General features: G+C 73.3%; 9 protein-coding genes. 8 read left to right on the top strand and 1 reads right to left on the bottom strand.

From position 1 onward, the window contains the following. Window positions 1-114 precede the first annotated feature (114 nt). Window positions 115-5,412 carry a hypothetical protein gene (locus tag MB828_RS42685; protein WP_301652853.1) on the top strand — a complete coding sequence of 1,766 codons (5,298 nt, stop codon included), beginning with the start codon at window positions 115-117 and terminating at the stop codon, window positions 5,410-5,412. An 82-nt stretch (window positions 5,413-5,494) separates the two neighbouring features. Here the strand turns inward: MB828_RS42685 and MB828_RS42680 are convergent, their stop codons facing one another. After that, complete coding sequence (locus MB828_RS42680; protein WP_301652852.1) at window positions 5,495-6,181, bottom strand: pentapeptide repeat-containing protein; 687 nt, start codon at window positions 6,179-6,181, stop codon at window positions 5,495-5,497. Window positions 6,182-6,422: 241 nt separating this feature from the next. On the opposite strand from MB828_RS42680, the gene MB828_RS42675 reads away from it, so the two are divergent. The 7 genes from MB828_RS42675 to iolD all read left to right on the top strand — a co-directional run bounded on the left by MB828_RS42675 (window position 6,423) and on the right by iolD (window position 14,788). After that, complete coding sequence (locus MB828_RS42675) at window positions 6,423-7,934, top strand: MFS transporter (RefSeq protein ID WP_301652851.1); 1,512 nt, start codon at window positions 6,423-6,425, stop codon at window positions 7,932-7,934. Between the two features lie 26 nt (window positions 7,935-7,960). Beyond that, window positions 7,961-8,617, top strand: a complete 657-nt coding sequence (locus MB828_RS42670; RefSeq protein WP_301652850.1) for a rhomboid-like protein — start codon at window positions 7,961-7,963, stop codon at window positions 8,615-8,617. Between the two features lie 9 nt (window positions 8,618-8,626). Then, window positions 8,627-10,033 carry an NAD(P)/FAD-dependent oxidoreductase gene (locus tag MB828_RS42665; RefSeq protein WP_301652849.1) on the top strand — a complete coding sequence of 469 codons (1,407 nt, stop codon included), beginning with the start codon at window positions 8,627-8,629 and terminating at the stop codon, window positions 10,031-10,033. 169 nt (window positions 10,034-10,202) lie between these two features. Next, on the top strand, window positions 10,203-11,156 hold the full coding sequence (gene iolC / locus MB828_RS42660) for a 5-dehydro-2-deoxygluconokinase (RefSeq protein WP_301652848.1): 954 nt from the start codon (window positions 10,203-10,205) through the stop codon (window positions 11,154-11,156). Beyond that, window positions 11,149-12,018 carry a Cgl0159 family (beta/alpha)8-fold protein gene (locus MB828_RS42655; protein ID WP_430381518.1) on the top strand — a complete coding sequence of 290 codons (870 nt, stop codon included), beginning with the start codon at window positions 11,149-11,151 and terminating at the stop codon, window positions 12,016-12,018. The genes iolC and MB828_RS42655 overlap by 8 nt, the downstream gene beginning before the upstream one ends. After that, window positions 12,015-12,908: a 5-deoxy-glucuronate isomerase gene (gene iolB, locus MB828_RS42650; RefSeq protein ID WP_301652846.1), complete on the top strand. Its 894-nt coding sequence runs from the start codon at window positions 12,015-12,017 to the stop codon at window positions 12,906-12,908. The genes MB828_RS42655 and iolB overlap by 4 nt, the downstream gene beginning before the upstream one ends. Continuing rightward, on the top strand, window positions 12,905-14,788 hold the full coding sequence (gene iolD / locus MB828_RS42645; RefSeq protein WP_301652845.1) for a 3D-(3,5/4)-trihydroxycyclohexane-1,2-dione acylhydrolase (decyclizing): 1,884 nt from the start codon (window positions 12,905-12,907) through the stop codon (window positions 14,786-14,788). The genes iolB and iolD overlap by 4 nt, the downstream gene beginning before the upstream one ends. Window positions 14,789-14,797 lie beyond the last annotated feature (9 nt).

Raw genomic sequence — 14,797 nt, 5'->3', positions numbered from 1 at the left:
CTGAACGACCGTCGTGTGTACGGGAGTTGACTCGCCGCTGAGGCGGGGGTGACAACTGGGACCGGAGTCCGCGGAAGGCGTTCCGGCCGGCCCTGGCCTGCATACCTTGACTCCGTGCGGACGCAGCGACAGGCAGGCGACAACGGCAGGGACGCCGTCCCCGGGACCTCCCGGGCGGCGACCGGAGCCCGGCTCACCGGTCCCACCGAGGACGCGATGCTCGCCCTCCAGGGCAAGGCGGGGAACACGGCCACCACGCTGGCGCTCGGCGGCGGCAAGGGCAAGGGCGTCTCCCGGCCGGCGCCGCAACGCCGGCGGCCCGCGCCGTCCGCCGCCATCGAGGAGGAGCACACCGCACCGGGCCTGGTCCTGCCGCCGTACCTGACGGAGTTCCAGGCCGCCGGGCTGTCCACGGCCTACGCGCTGACCGGGCAGGAGTTCGTGCGCAACGCGGTGGCCGCCGTGGTCGGCCACGGTGACGGCACGGTCGCCGCCCTCGCCGCCGACCTGGCCGCCCGCCCCGAGTCGTACTACGGGCAGGGCCGCGCCCTCGCCGTGCGGGGCAGGACCGGCAAGGAGTGGTACGACGTCACGGTCACCGTCTCCCGCGCCCCCGACGACCGGCCGCCCGTCTTCCACCCGGAGCACCTGCTCGCGAAGACGGTGCCGGACCCGGACGGGGCGCCGCTCGCCGCCGTCGACGAGGCCGAGGGCAAGGACACCAAGGTCGACGTCCAGCACAACACCGCCGCCACCGTCGCGACCACCGCGAGCGGCGGGTCGAGCAAGGGCGTGGGCGGCATGGCCTTCGGGCTCGCGCCCGTCGTCCCCGGACTGTGGCTGGGTGGCGCCGGGATGGTGAACGCGCAGCCCTGGCAGTCCTCGCGGGAGTCCCGCAGCCAGCGCAACGTGGCCGAACCACGGGTGCTGCGCAGCGACAAGGGCTCGGTCGAGGCACCGCGCAAGGTGCGGTACGGCGTACGGATCAAGAAGCACGGCGCCGAAAACGTGCGGACCTTCCACGGGTCGGGCACCCTCACCCAGCGGGTGCCCACCGAGCACCTCGTGCCGGCAGGCACCCTGGCGCCCGCAGCTCCGCGGGCCGTCGGGGCGGACACCGCCCGGCGGGTCTCGCTCGCCGACTCCATGGCCCCGGTCGCGGTGACCGACACCGCCGCCCCGCACCAGGGCGGCGGCGGGCTCTTCGACGCGGTCGCCTCCGTGCTGCACCCCTCGCTCACCGCCCCCGGCGCACCCGGCCGCGCCCGGCTCCACGAGGCGACGTCCACGGCGACCGTCCTGGAGGACCTGCCCCGGCTGCTGCGGGACGGCGTCACCGGCGAGGACCTGTCGTCCAAGGACGGCGGCAGCGTGGGCAGTTACCGTATGCACGCCGAGATCACCGGGATGTCGCCCGCCTGGGGCACCGGCGGCACCCAGCTGCGCACCCACCAGCAGACCCAGCACACGGTCACCGAGAGCGCGGGCAAGGGACGCGCCCTCGCCGGCGGCCTCGGCCCGGCCATCGGGGTCGGCGCGGCCGGCAACGCCGCCGTCCTGCGGGGTACGGCCATGCCGGTCGCGGCGGCCCGCAAGGCGCGGTTCACCGTGGCCGAGCAGACCGTGTCCAGCCGGCAGGGCGCGGAGGTGCGCGGCGACAAGGTGCTCTACCTCGCGAGCGTGCGGATCACCGCGGAGGGCACGGGTCCGCGCTCAGCGGAGATGATCCTGCGCCCCGGGACCCGGGTCGCCCGGCACTCGATGCGGGTGTGGATGAGCCTGCGCGCCGACGAGGCGCAGTCGCTCGGGCTGCCGCTGCCGCCCGGCACCGAGGCCGGGGAGTTCGTCGAGAAGCCGAAGCGGACCGACGCGGACGGCAACGAGACCGACGTCGAACGGCACCTCCCGTTCGGCGCCATGGGCTCCAGCGTCACCCTCAGCCAACTCGACACCGGCCCGATGGTGCGGGCCGTGCGGGAGCTGTTCGCGACCGATCCCCGGCTGGCCGGCTACCTGCCCGGCTTCGGTACCGAGGCGGTGACCTCGACGCCGGGCAAGGAGGAGGCCGCGCTCCAGCGGCGCAACCACCGCGAGCTGATGGCCGCGCTGTCCGAGACCAACCTGCGGGTCAACAAGGACCAGTTGACCTCGACCGGCATCCGGGTCCGGCTGCGCCGCAAGACCGCCCTGCACGCGCACGACGTACAGCTCCGCGTCCGCGGGCAGCTCCGCGAGACCGGCTACCTCGGCGACACCGACAACTGGCTGGTACGCAGTCACTCCGGTGTCACCGCCAACGCGCAGAGCGGGCGCGGCAGTTCCCGTTCGATCGGCGGTCTGGTGCTCGGCCAGGCCCGGCTCGTCCCCGGCGCCCTGACCGGTTCGGCCCGCTACGAGAAGCACCACACCGGCACCCGCCGCAACCAGGCCGGACCCGGCACCCGCACGGACGTCCTCACCAACGGCTCCGAGCAGGCCGCCACCTTCGGCGCCGCCCTGCGCCTGGACGTCGACGTCACCATGACCTCCCGGCAGCGCAAGCTCGGCCGCGCCCTCACCCCCGGCACCCCGGGCCGGGACACGCCGGAGGCCACCCCGCTGGCGGGCCTGCGCCTGGACGAGCAGGACGTACGGCTGGTCACCCCCGCGGAGTTCACCCTCGACGAGGAGGGCAGGCAGCGGCGCGACACCGTACGTGCTCGGCGCACGGCACAGGCACCGCGCCCCGAGCACGCCGTCACCGCCGAGGGCATCGGCGACCTGGCCACGCTGGTGCCCCGGCCGTCCGCCGGACAGCCGCTGCGGGACTGGCAGCTGGTGGAGACGGTCGGCGACGGCCAGGCCGTCCGCGACCTCGCCTTCCGGTTGCTGTCCCGGGCCGCCGCCCGCGACAAGGGCGTACGCGAGGATCCCGCGCTGGGGGCCGAGGGGCTGGCGCCGCGGCTGGCGATCGAGGAGCGGTTCGCGCCGCAGGCCATCACGGCGGCGCTGCGGCAGGCCGCGTCCTCCGGGTGGGTGGTGAAGAACCTGCGGTATCCGCGGCGGCTCGCCGCGCTCGACGGGGCGGTCGGCACCCGGCTCACCCTGACCAACCCGAAGTTCCTGCACCGGGGCGCGGGGCCGGGCACGGAGACCTTCGTGCTCGGCGGTCACCAGGCCGCCGGCCAGGAGGGGGAGGCCACCACCAGCACCTGGCAGTTCGGCGCGACCGGCTCGGAGAACGACGCCGAGTGGCGGCTCGGCCAGGGCCTCTCCGGCAGCCGGACCACGAGCGCGGGGGACACCAGGGCGGCGGCCCTGTCGGGCACGGTCGAGCGCAACGCCCACACCCCGAAGAAGGCGCCGCTCTACCTGGTCCAGTGCGATCTGCTGGTCACCATGGTCGCCGAGGTCAAGGTCACCGGCGGTGGCCCGTACGTGGCGACGGCCGGCCGCACCCTGCCGGCCGAGGCGGCGGTGTGGCTGACCGAGGCACAGCTGCCGGCGGCGATCCGCCGGCAGCTGGGACTCGACCCCGAACCGCCCCTGATGACCTCACCGGCGCCCTCGCCCCGACCGCGACGCCGACCGACGGAGGGAACACGGACGGCGGAGAGGGCACGGACGGCCGACGGGTCGCGGACGGCGGAGGGCTCGCGGCCGGCCGAGGGCTCCCGAACGGCCGAGGGGTCGCGGACGGCGGAGGGGGCGCGGACGGTCGGCGGGTCTCGTGCGGGCGGTGGGCGCGAGGGCGGGTCGTCCACCTCCGTACCGTCGCGCACCGGTCCGGCCTTCGACCGCGGTCTCCCGCTCGGCTTCGGCATGATCGAGAACCTGCCGAACTTCGTGCCGCTGCTGGCCCGGCTGCGCACCCGCCTCGCGGAGAGCGGACAGCAGCGCCTCGCCGACGACCTGCTGCCCCGGCGGCAGCTGGCCGACCGCAACGACAACGTGCAGCGGCTGCTGCGCGTCCTGGACCGCGACGGCAGCACCGGGCTGCTCTCCGGTGCCATGGACGGCGGGGTCACCGTCGAGCTGTTCGACGGCCGCCGGATCCCGTACTGGGCGGTGTTCAAGGTCAACCGTCTCGGTGACGGCGGCTACGAGGGTGCGGCGGGCGACGGCCGGGACATGGAGTACATCACCGCGGCCGTCGCCCAGCAGGCCACCGCCCACGACGAGGGCGTGACGACCGGCGTGGAGGGGATCTTCGCGGGCTCCGGCAAACCGGACGGCGGGGCCGGGCAGCTGAAGAGCACGGGCGGCGCGGCGGGGCTCGGCGTCGGCTGGGGCGGCGCCCGGCGCTCCGGCACGGCGGGCCGCGGCCAGCTCGGCATGAAGACGGTCGCCGAGGCGAAGACCGCGAAGTCGTCGAGGATGCGGGTGCCGATCGAGGCGACCCTCGAACTGCACCGCGGTGACCGCCGGGTCGCACTGGTCTCCCTGGGCCGCCAGACGCTGACCCACCGCGTCCTGGACCAGGACCTCGCCGCCCTCGGCCGGCTCACCGCACCGCGCCCGGCCCCGGTCACGAGCGCCACCGCCACCGCCACCGGCCCGGCAGCCACCGCCCCCGGCCCGGCAGCCGCCCCCGGCCCGGCGTCCGGCGTCCGCGACGACCGCCCGGCCGCACTCGGCGCCTGGCGCTCCACAGGCGCACGGCTGCCGATGGAGGCGCAGGTCAACGGCTTCCAGGGGGCCCCGCAGGTGCGGGAACTGGTCAACTCCGCGGTCCGGGAGGCGGGCGGCGGCGAACGCTTCCGCGGCAAGGGCCAGGCCGCCGCGTACACCCTGCACGAGGCCGTCTCCACCGAGTGGCTGACCGCGGCGCTGCCGCTGCTGACCGCCGCGGGGGCGGAGCTGCCGCCGGTGCACGCCACGGGGGCGACCGGCCAGGACCTGCGGGCGTCGCTGCACGCACGGCTGCGGGACGGGCGGGTGCTGGGCGTCGGCGACAAGATGACCTTCGAGACGGTGGGGCAGAGCCACCCGGGCGCGCCCCGGCCCACCCAGACGGACGGGCTGAGCTCGGCCGACCACGGCAGGTCGGCGCGCGGCCTGGCGGGCGCGGGGCTGCTCAACGCCGACGAGTTCCGCCTCAACCAGCTGATGGGCAACGCCGGTGGCGCGGGCGGCGCGGCCGGCCTGGCGGCGAACGCGGCCGGTTCGATGCCGCTGCACAAGCCCAAGTCCGCGTCGGTGCTGGTGCAGTTCACGCTGGACGTGCGGGTGGTCGCGCGGGTGACGGACCGGGTCCGCGCCGGCCGTACCGGCACGGCCGTGCGGGAACTGACGCTGCCGCGGCCGGTGGTGGTGCGGATGCCGGAACCGGCGGTCCGCCGGATGCTCGCCGCCCAGCCGGACCGGGTCCAGGATCCGGACGACCACCTGGGCCTGCGGAAGAAGGCGGCGGCCGTGCCTCCCGTGAGCTGAGTGCCGGTTCTCGGCCGCGGGCCGGTGGGGGCTTGTCGCGCAGTTCCCCGCGCCCCTTCGGGGCGCGCTGATCCCAGGTCGGTCAGTCCTCCACGCGGATTCCCAGCTGTGCTGCCAGTACTGGGGCCAGGTCCATCAGTTGGGGCATGCTGATCACCGCCCCGGCCAGTCTCTCCACCCCGCTGGCGATCTCCAGGGACGCGGCGCCCCGCAGGTCGACGTCCTTCATCGTCACCCCCCTGAAGTCGGCCGCCTTCACCGTGCAGTCCACGAACTCCACCCGCTCCAGGTTCGCGTTCCCGAAGTCCGGCTCCACCAGGACGCAGCTCTCGAAGACCACGTCCCTGAGCCTGGCCGTGCGCAGGTTCAGGTAGTCGATCTTGCCGCCGCGGATCACCACCCGCTCCAGCACGGAGCCGTGCAGCTGGGTGCCGCCGAGACGGGCGTCGACCAGTTCGACGTCGCGCAGGGTCGCCTCGGCCAGGTCGGTGCCGACGCCTCTGGCCCCGGTGAGGACGCTGTCCAGCACCCGGGCGTGCCGCAGTCCCGTCTCGTCGAAGGCGCAGTCCGTCAGCGCGCAGTCCATGAAGCGGGCGCCCGCGCCGTCCTGCCCGGCGAGGTCCGCGCCCCGGATCTCCACCCCGTCGTAGTCCCCGTCCGGCTCCAGTGCGCCGTCGCTCCACGGCTCCAGGGGTGGCAGCCGCAACTCCGGCCGCCGTGCGCCCTTCACCCTGTTGCCGCCGGCCGCGCCGGTCCCAGTCCTCGCCATGCCCTCATAGTGCAGCCCCCCACTGACAACGCCCCCGAGCAGCACCAACGCCCGGCCGGCCCCGGCGATGTCACATTCCGGCCCCGCCGATCCGTCGTACCGGCGATGAAGCGCGTGCCGCGCATGAAGCGCATGACGCGCAGTCCTCGGCCGGTACGGCCGGAAAGGGGGTCCTGGAGCCATGACCAGGAACAGCACAGCACGGGATGCGGCCCGTCCCGATCCGTGGTCTTCTGACCGAATGAGCAGCGCCCGGACGGGTGGGACGAACGCCGGTGCCGACGGGGCCGATCCGCGCCGCTGGTGGGGGCTGGTCGTCATCGCGCTGGCCCAGCTCATGGTCGTACTCGACGCGACGATCGTGAACATCGCGCTGCCGTCCGCGCAGCGTGCCCTCGGGATGTCCGACGGCAATCGGCAGTGGGTGATCACCGCCTACACGCTCGCCTTCGGCGGCCTGCTCCTGCTGGGCGGCCGGGTCGCCGACCTGGTCGGCCGCAAGCGCACCTTCGTCATCGGGCTGATCGGTTTCGCCGCCGCCTCCGCGTTCGGCGGCGCCGCCCAGACCCCGGGGATGCTCTTCGGTGCCCGCGCCCTCCAGGGCGCCTTCGCCGCCGTCCTCGCGCCGTCCGCGCTCTCCCTGCTCACCACCACGTTCACCGACCCGCGCGAGCGCGGCAAGGCCTTCGGGATCTACGGCGCCCTCGCGGGCAGCGGCTCCGCGATCGGGTTCATCGTCGGCGGGCTGCTCACCGAGTACCTGAACTGGCGCTGGTGCCTGTACGTCAACGTGCCCATCGCGGTCCTGGCCGTGGCCGGCGCGCTCGTGCTGCTGCGCGACCGGCCCGGCCAGAGCGGCGGCCGCCTCGACGTACCGGGCGCGCTGCTCGGCTGCGGCGGGCTCGTCGCGATCGTCTACGGCTTCAGCGAGGCCCAGCCGCGCGGCTGGAGCGATCCGCTGGTGCTCGGTCTGTTCGCGGCCGGGGCCGTCCTGCTCGTCGCGTTCGTGCGGTGGCAGACCCGCGCGCCGAGCCCGCTGCTGCCCCTGCACATCGTCAGGGACCGCGACCGCGGGGGCAGCTTCCTGACGATGGCCCTCGCGACGGTCGCCATGTTCGGGCTGTTCCTCTTCCTGACCTACTACCTCCAGGTCATCCTCGGCTACTCCCCCGTCCGGGCGGGTCTCGGCTTCCTCCCGCTGACCGTGGCGATCATCATCGGCTCCACCCAGATATCCGCGCGCCTGCTGTACCGGCTGGCCCCGCGGCTGCTCATGGTCCCCGGCACGCTGCTCGCCGCCTGCGGTCTGCTGCTCCTGACCCGGATCACGGTCCACTCCTCCTACCCCACCGAGATCCTGCCCGCCCTGCTGCTGATGGGCCTCGGCATGGGCCTGACCTTCATGCCGGTCTTCGCCACCGCCACCTCGGGTGTCGCCCCGCGGGACGCCGGGGTCACCTCGGCCACCGTCAACACCTCGCAGCAGGTGGGCGGCTCCATCGGCACGGCACTGCTCAACACCGTCGCCACCACCAGCAGCGCCGCCTACCTCACCGCCCACCTGCACGACCCCGCGCGGAGGGCGGCGGTGGTCCCGGCGGCCGTCGTGCACGGCTACACGGTCGCCATCTGGTGGGCGGCCGGCGTGATGCTGCTGGCCGGCCTGGTCGCGGGCCTGCTGGTGACGGCGGAACCCGCGAAGCACGACAGTCCGGCCGAGACGCCGATGCCGGAATGTCAATCACCCATGTGACGTTACGGTCGTGCGTGAATCGCCTCATGGGATTTCTCCGGGGCCTCGGCGGCAGGGCGTGGGCGTACGTCCGCGGCGCCCCCGGCACGTACGTCTGGCTGGCGATCCTCTTCGTGACGACCGTCGCGCTGCACCACATGTCCCCGGAGTTCGAGCAGCAGTTCCTGCGGCAGCGCTCCACCAACCTGCGGGAACTGTCGGACAACCCGGTACGGGTGCTGATCGCCAGCGCGATGTGGATCGACGGCGGGCACTGGGTGCCGTACGCCCTGCTCTACACCGTCTTCCACGCACCCGCCGAACGCTGGCTGGGGACGCTGCGCTGGCTGGCGGTGTGCGTCCTCGCGCACGTGCTGGCGACGCTGATCAGCGAGGGCGCCCTGCTGGCGGGCATCCACGACGGCCTCGCCCCGCCGTCCGCGGTCAACACCCTCGACATCGGGGTGAGTTACGCGCTGGCCGGGGTGATCGGGGTGCTCTCGTACCGGATCGCGACGCCCTGGCGGTACGGGTACGCCGTGGTCGTCCTGCTGGTGTACGGACTGCCCCTGACCGAGTCCCCGGGCTTCACCGACCTGGGACATTTCGTCGCCGTACTGATCGGTCTCGCCTGTTACCCGCTGGCCGGAGGGCGCGGAAAAGCATGGAATCCGAAGGAGACACTGGCCGCTCTCAAGGGTTAGCGTCCCGGCATGAGCAGCTCGGCAAGCAGTGTCGTCAACGGTGGCATCTCCTTCTGGTACGCGCACGACGGTCTCCCCGCGGTCCGGGAGCCGCTCGCCGGTGACGCCTCGGCGGACGTGGTGATCGTCGGCGGTGGCTACACCGGTCTGTGGACCGCGTACTACCTGAAGAAGGCCGCCCCCTTCCTCCGGGTGACCGTCCTGGAGCAGAAGTTCTGCGGCTACGGCGCCTCCGGCCGCAACGGCGGCTGGCTGTACAACGGCGTCGCGGGCCGCGACCGGTACGCCGCGCTGCACGGCCGGGAGGCGGCCGTACGCCTCCAGAAGGCGATGAACGAGACCGTCGACGAGGTCGTCGCGGTCACCCGGGCCGAGGGCATCGACGCCGACCTGCACAAGGGCGGGGTCCTCGAAGTGGCCACCACCCCGGCCCAGCTGGCCCGTCTGCGGGCCTTCCACGAGCACGAGCTGTCGTACGGCGAGAAGGACCGCGAGCTGTACGGCGCCGGGGCGACCCGGGAGCGGATCCGGGTCGTGGACGCCGTCGGCTCCACCTGGACCCCGCACGGTGCCCGGCTGCACCCGGTGAAGCTGGTGAAGGGGCTGGCGGCGGCCGTGGAGGCGCTCGGGGTGGAGATCTACGAGTCCACCCCGGTGACCGAGATCCGGCCCAAGCACGCCGTCACGCCGTACGGCACGGTCCGCGCCCCCTACGTGCTGCGCTGCACCGAGGGCTTCACCGCGAACCTCAAGGGGCAGCGGCGCACCTGGCTGCCGATGAACTCCTCGATGATCGCCACCGCGCCGCTGACCGGGGAGCAGTGGGAGTCGGTCGGCTGGTCGGGCCTGGAGACCCTGGGCGACATGGCGCACGCCTACATGTACGCCCAGCGGACCGCCGACGGGCGGATCGCGCTCGGCGGGCGCGGGGTGCCGTACCGCTTCGGCTCGCGGACCGACAACGACGGCCGGACGCAGGCGGCGACCGTCGAGGCACTGCGGGAGATCCTCGTCCGGTTCTTCCCGTCGCTGGCCGGGGTCGCCGTCGAGCACGCCTGGTCCGGGGTGCTCGGGGTGCCTCGTGACTGGTGCGCGACCGTCACCCTGGACCGTTCGACCGGCCTCGGCTGGGCGGGCGGGTACGTCGGCTCCGGGGTGGCCACCACGAACCTCGCCGCCCGGACCCTGCGCGACCTCGTCCAGCTCGACTCGGGGCAGGCCGGCCGCACCGACCTGACCGAGCTGCCGTGGGTGAACCACAAGGTCCGCAAGTGGGAGCCGGAGCCGCTGCGCTGGCTCGGCGTCCAGGGCATGTACGCCACCTACCGCGCCGCCGACCAGCGCGAGCGCCTGCATCCGAGCACCACCTCGTCCCGGCTGGCCCAGGTCGCGGACCGGGTGGCGGGACGGCACTGACCCCACCACCTCAGCCCGGCAGTGCGACGCCCCCCGTGATCGGTGATCACGGGGGGCGTCGCACTGCCGGGAGAAACCTCACCGCCCTGGATATTGACATCAGTATGTCCTGACATACTCTGGACGGAGCGCCCCAGTGGGGCACCCCAGGTGAAGGGAAACCAGTCTGATGTCGTTCGAAGTGCTGACCGTCGGCCGCGTGGGAGTGGACGTGTACCCGCTCCAGACCGGCGTGGGGCTGGCCGAGGTCACCTCGTTCGGCAAGTACCTGGGCGGGAGCCCGACCAACGTGGCGGTGGCGGCCGCCCGGTACGGCCGGTCGGCGGCCGTGATCACGAAGACCGGCCGGGACCCCTTCGGCGACTTCGTCCGCACGGCCCTGGACGGCTACGGCGTGGACACCCGCTTCGTCGGGACGTCGGACATCGCCCCGACCCCGGTGACGTTCTGCGAGATCTTCCCGCCGGACGACTTCCCGCTGTACTTCTACCGCCTCCCCAAGGCCCCCGACCTGGACATCCAGCCGGACGAGCTGGACCTGGACGCCGTCCGGGACGCCGGGATCTTCTGGATCACCGGCACCGGACTGAGCGAGGAGCCCAGCCGCTCCGCCACCCTCGCGGCCCTGGCCCACCGGGCGAAGTCCGGCACGACGGTCTTCGACCTCGACTGGCGCCCGATGTTCTGGCGGGAGCCCGCCGAGGCCCGCGCGTTCTACGCCGAAGCCCTGCGGCACACCACCGTGGCCGTCGGCAACCTCGACGAGTGCGAGGTGGCCACCGGCGAGCGCGAGCCGTACGCGGCGGCGCAGGCGCTGCTGGCGGCGGGCGTGGAACTGGCCGTGGTGAAACAGGGCCCGAAGGGCGTACTGGCCGTGGACCGGGACGGCTCGGCCGCCGAGATCCCGCCCGTGCCGGTGGACGTGGTGAACGGCCTGGGCGCCGGTGACGCCTTCGGCGGTGCCCTGTGCCACGGCCTGCTGTCCGGCTGGGAGACCCGGCGCACGGTCTCCTTCGCCAACGCGGCCGGCGCCATCGTGGCGAGCCGGCTGTCCTGCTCCGACGCGATGCCCACCGAGGCCGAAGTCAACGCCAAGCTGGACGAGGTGACCAGTGCTGTCTGAAAAGCTGAACCGGATCGCGGCGGCCCGGGTCAACGACCCCGGTGCCATCGCGGCGGCCGCCGCCCGCCGTATAAAGGCCACCTCGCTGCTGGGCGAGCACGGCAAGGCGATGATCATCGCCGCCGACCACCCGGCCCGCGGTGCCAACGGCGTCGGCGACGACCCGAACGCCATGGCCGACCGCTTCGAACTCCTCGACCGCCTGTGCGTCGCCCTGGAGCGGCCGGGCGTGACCGGGGTGCTGGCCACCGCGGACATCCTCGAAGATCTGCTGCTGCTCGGCGTCCTGGACGGGAAGTCCGTCTTCGGCTCCATGAACCGCGGCGGCCTGGCCGGCTCGGTCTTCGAGATCGACGACCGGTTCACCGGGTACGACGCCCGGACCATCGCCGAGATGGGCTTCGACGGCGGCAAGATGCTCACCCGCATCGCCCTCGGTGACCCGGCGACCCCCTCCGTCCTGGAGGACAGCGCCCGCGCCGTCAACGAGCTCAACGACCGGCGGCTCATCGCGATGGTCGAACCGTTCATCTCCACCTGGCAGGACGGGAAGATCCGCAACGACCTGTCGACCGACGGCGTGGTCAAGTCGGTCACCATCGCGTCGGGCCTGGGCCGGCGCACCGCCTACACCTGGCTGAAGCTGCCCGTGGTCGAGAACATGGAGCGCGTCCTGGCCGCCTCGACGCTGCCCGCGCTGCTGCTGGGCGGCGAGGTCAAGGACGCCGAGGCGGCGTTCGCGTCCTGGGGCAGGGCGCTGAAGCAGCCGACCGCGCAGGGTCTGGTCGTGGGCCGTTCCCTGCTCTACCCGGCGGGCGGCGACGTCGCCGGCGCCGTCGACAAGGCGGTGGGCCTGCTGTGAGCGACACGAGCAAGTACCACCTGCCGAAGGGGACTTCGGCCGACGGGCCCTACGACCTCCTGGTCACGCCGGAGTCGGCGGGCTGGGGATACTCCGGCCTGCGGATCCTGACCCTCGGGCCGGGCCAGACGCACGCCCTGTCCACCGGGGACTCCGAGTTCCTGGTGCTGCCGCTGGCGGGCTCCTGCACCGTCACCACGGACGGCGGCACCTTCGAACTCGCCGGTCGGACGGGCGTGTTCGCCTCGGCCACGGACTTCGCCTACCTCCCGCGCGAAGCCGAGGCCGTGATCAGCAGCGCGGCCGGGGGACGGTTCGCGCTGCCCTCCGCCCGTACCGAGCGGGGAGGTCAACCGGCTCGGTACGGGCGCAAGGAGGACGTCCCCGTCGAGCTGCGGGGTGCGGGAGCGTGTTCGCGGCAGGTCAACAACTACTGCCTGCCGGGCACGTTCGACGCCGAGCAGCTGCTGGTGTGCGAGGTCCTCACGCCGGGCGGCAACTGGTCCTCGTACCCGCCGCACAAGCACGACGAGGTACGCGTCGACGCGGACGGCAACCCGGTCGAGTCGGAGCTGGAGGAGATCTACTACTTCGAGGTCTCCGGCGAGGACGGCAACGGCTTCGGCTACCAGCGGGTGTACGGCACCCCGGAGCGGCCGATCGACGTGCTCGCCGAGATCCGCTCCGGCGACACCGTGCTGATCCCGCACGGCTGGCACGGGCCCTCCATCGCCGCGCCCGGCTACGACCTCTACTACCTCAACGTCATGGCCGGTCCGGGACCGGACCGGGCCTGGCTGATCTGCGACGACCCCGCACACGGCTGGGTGCGCGGGACCTGGGACGCCCAGGACGTGGACGACCGGCTGCCCTTCGGAGAGGACCGATGAACACCGTACGACTGACCACCGCCCAGGCCCTGGTCCGCTTCCTGGCCGGCCAGTACAGCGAGCGCGACGGCCAGGAACAGCGCCTGATCCCCGGCGTGTGGGGCATCTTCGGCCACGGCAACGTGGCCGGCATCGGGCAGGCCCTGCTCCAGGCCGCCACCACCGGCGAGGCCGACCTGCCCTACTACCTCGCCCGCAACGAGCAGGGCATGGTCCACGCGTCGGTCGCCTACGCCAAGATGCGCGACCGCCTCGCCACCTTCGCGTGCACGGCCTCGACGGGCCCGGGCTCGACGAACATGATCACGGGTGCGGCGCTGGCGACGACGAACCGGCTGCCGGTGCTGCTGCTCCCCTCCGACATGTTCGCGACCCGCGCCGCCGACCCCGTCCTCCAGCAGCTGGAGGACACCCGCGGCGGCGACGTCACCGTGAACGACGCCTTCCGGGCCGTGTCGAAGTACTTCGACCGCATCCAGCGTCCGGAGCAGCTGATCCCGGCCGCGCTGGCAGCGATGCGGGTGCTGACCGACCCGGTCGAGACCGGCGCCGTGACGCTGGCGCTGCCGCAGGACGTGCAGGCCGAGGCGTACGACTGGCCGGTCGACTTCTTCCGGCGCCGGGTCTGGCACGTGGGCCGCCCGGTGCCGGAGCCCGCCGCGATCGAGCGGGCCGTGACCCTGCTCAAGAACGCGAAGAAGCCGCTGATCGTCGCCGGCGGCGGTGCTGTCTACTCCGGAGCCGAGACCGCGCTGCGCGCCTTCGCCGAGGCCACCGGCATCCCGGTCGCCGACACCCACGCCGGCAAGGGCGCCGTTCCCTGGGACCACCCCTACGCGGTCGGCGGCATCGGCTCCACCGGGTCGTACGCGGCGAACGAGCTGGCCCGCGAGGCCGACGTCGTCGTGGGTATCGGCACCCGCTACAGCGACTTCACCACCGCCAGCCACACCGTGTTCGGCAACCCGGACGTCACCTTCGTCAACCTCAACGTGGCCCGCCTGGACGCCGTCAAGCACTCCGCCGAGCCGCTGGTCGCCGACGCCCGCCTGGGCATCCAGGCCCTCGCCGGGGCCCTCGACGGCTGGGAGGTGTCCCCGGAGTACCGGCGTCACAGCCGTGAACTCATCGCCCGCACACGGGAGATCGAGGAGGAGTGCTTTGCACCGGACCGCAACACCGGCGACCTGCCCGCGCAGACGCAGATCCTCGGCGCGCTGAACGACGTCCTGGACGACCGCGCGGTGGTCATCAACGCGGCCGGTTCCATGCCCGGTGACCTCCAGCAGCTGTGGCGCGCCCGCGACCCCAAGGCCTACCACGTCGAGTACGCCTACTCCTGCATGGGCTACGAGGTCGCCGCCGGTGTCGGCGCGAAGATGGCCGACCCCTCGCGTGAGGTCGTCGTCCTCGTCGGTGACGGCTCCTACCTGATGATGGCCCAGGAGATCGTCACCATGGTCTCCGAAGGCCTCAAGGTCATCATCGTGCTGGTGCAGAACCACGGCTTCGCCTCGATCGGTTCGCTGTCGGAGTCGCTCGGCTCGCAGCGATTCGGCACCAAGTACCGCTACCGCAACGACGACTCGGGCCAGCTCGACGGCGACGTCCTCCCGGTCGACCTCGCCGCCAACGCCGCCTCCCTGGGCGCGGACGTCCTGCACGCCACCTCGGTGGAGGAGTTCCGCTCCGCGATGGACAAGGCCAAGGCCGCCACCCGCACCACCGTCGTGCACGTCGAGACCGACCTCTACGGCCCCAACCCGCCCGGCCACGGCTGGTGGGACGTCCCCGTCAGCGAGGTCTCCGCCCTCGACACCACCCAGGCCGCCCACGACACCTACGCCACCCACAAGCGCGCCCAGCGGCACTACCTCTAAGGACACCCC

The sequence above is a fragment of the Streptomyces arenae genome (assembly GCF_022343545.1).
In the GTDB taxonomy this organism is placed as follows: Bacteria; Actinomycetota; Actinomycetes; order Streptomycetales; family Streptomycetaceae; genus Streptomyces; species Streptomyces humi.
Note: the sequence above shows the minus strand (reverse complement) of the source record. Positions and strands in the feature narration are given on the sequence as shown.

Bases quoted from the DNA above. Each gene is read 5' to 3' on its own strand.
- MB828_RS42665 (WP_301652849.1), top strand. From the start codon at position 8,627: ATGAGCAGCTCGGCAAGCAGTGTCGTCAACGGTGGCATCTCCTTCTGG.
- MB828_RS42675 (WP_301652851.1), top strand. From the start codon at position 6,423: ATGAGCAGCGCCCGGACGGGTGGGACGAACGCCGGTGCCGACGGGGCC.
- MB828_RS42680 (WP_301652852.1), bottom strand. From the start codon at position 6,181: ATGGCGAGGACTGGGACCGGCGCGGCCGGCGGCAACAGGGTGAAGGGC.
- iolC (WP_301652848.1), top strand. From the start codon at position 10,203: ATGTCGTTCGAAGTGCTGACCGTCGGCCGCGTGGGAGTGGACGTGTAC.
- MB828_RS42670 (WP_301652850.1), top strand. From the start codon at position 7,961: ATGGGATTTCTCCGGGGCCTCGGCGGCAGGGCGTGGGCGTACGTCCGC.
- iolD (WP_301652845.1), top strand. From the start codon at position 12,905: ATGAACACCGTACGACTGACCACCGCCCAGGCCCTGGTCCGCTTCCTG.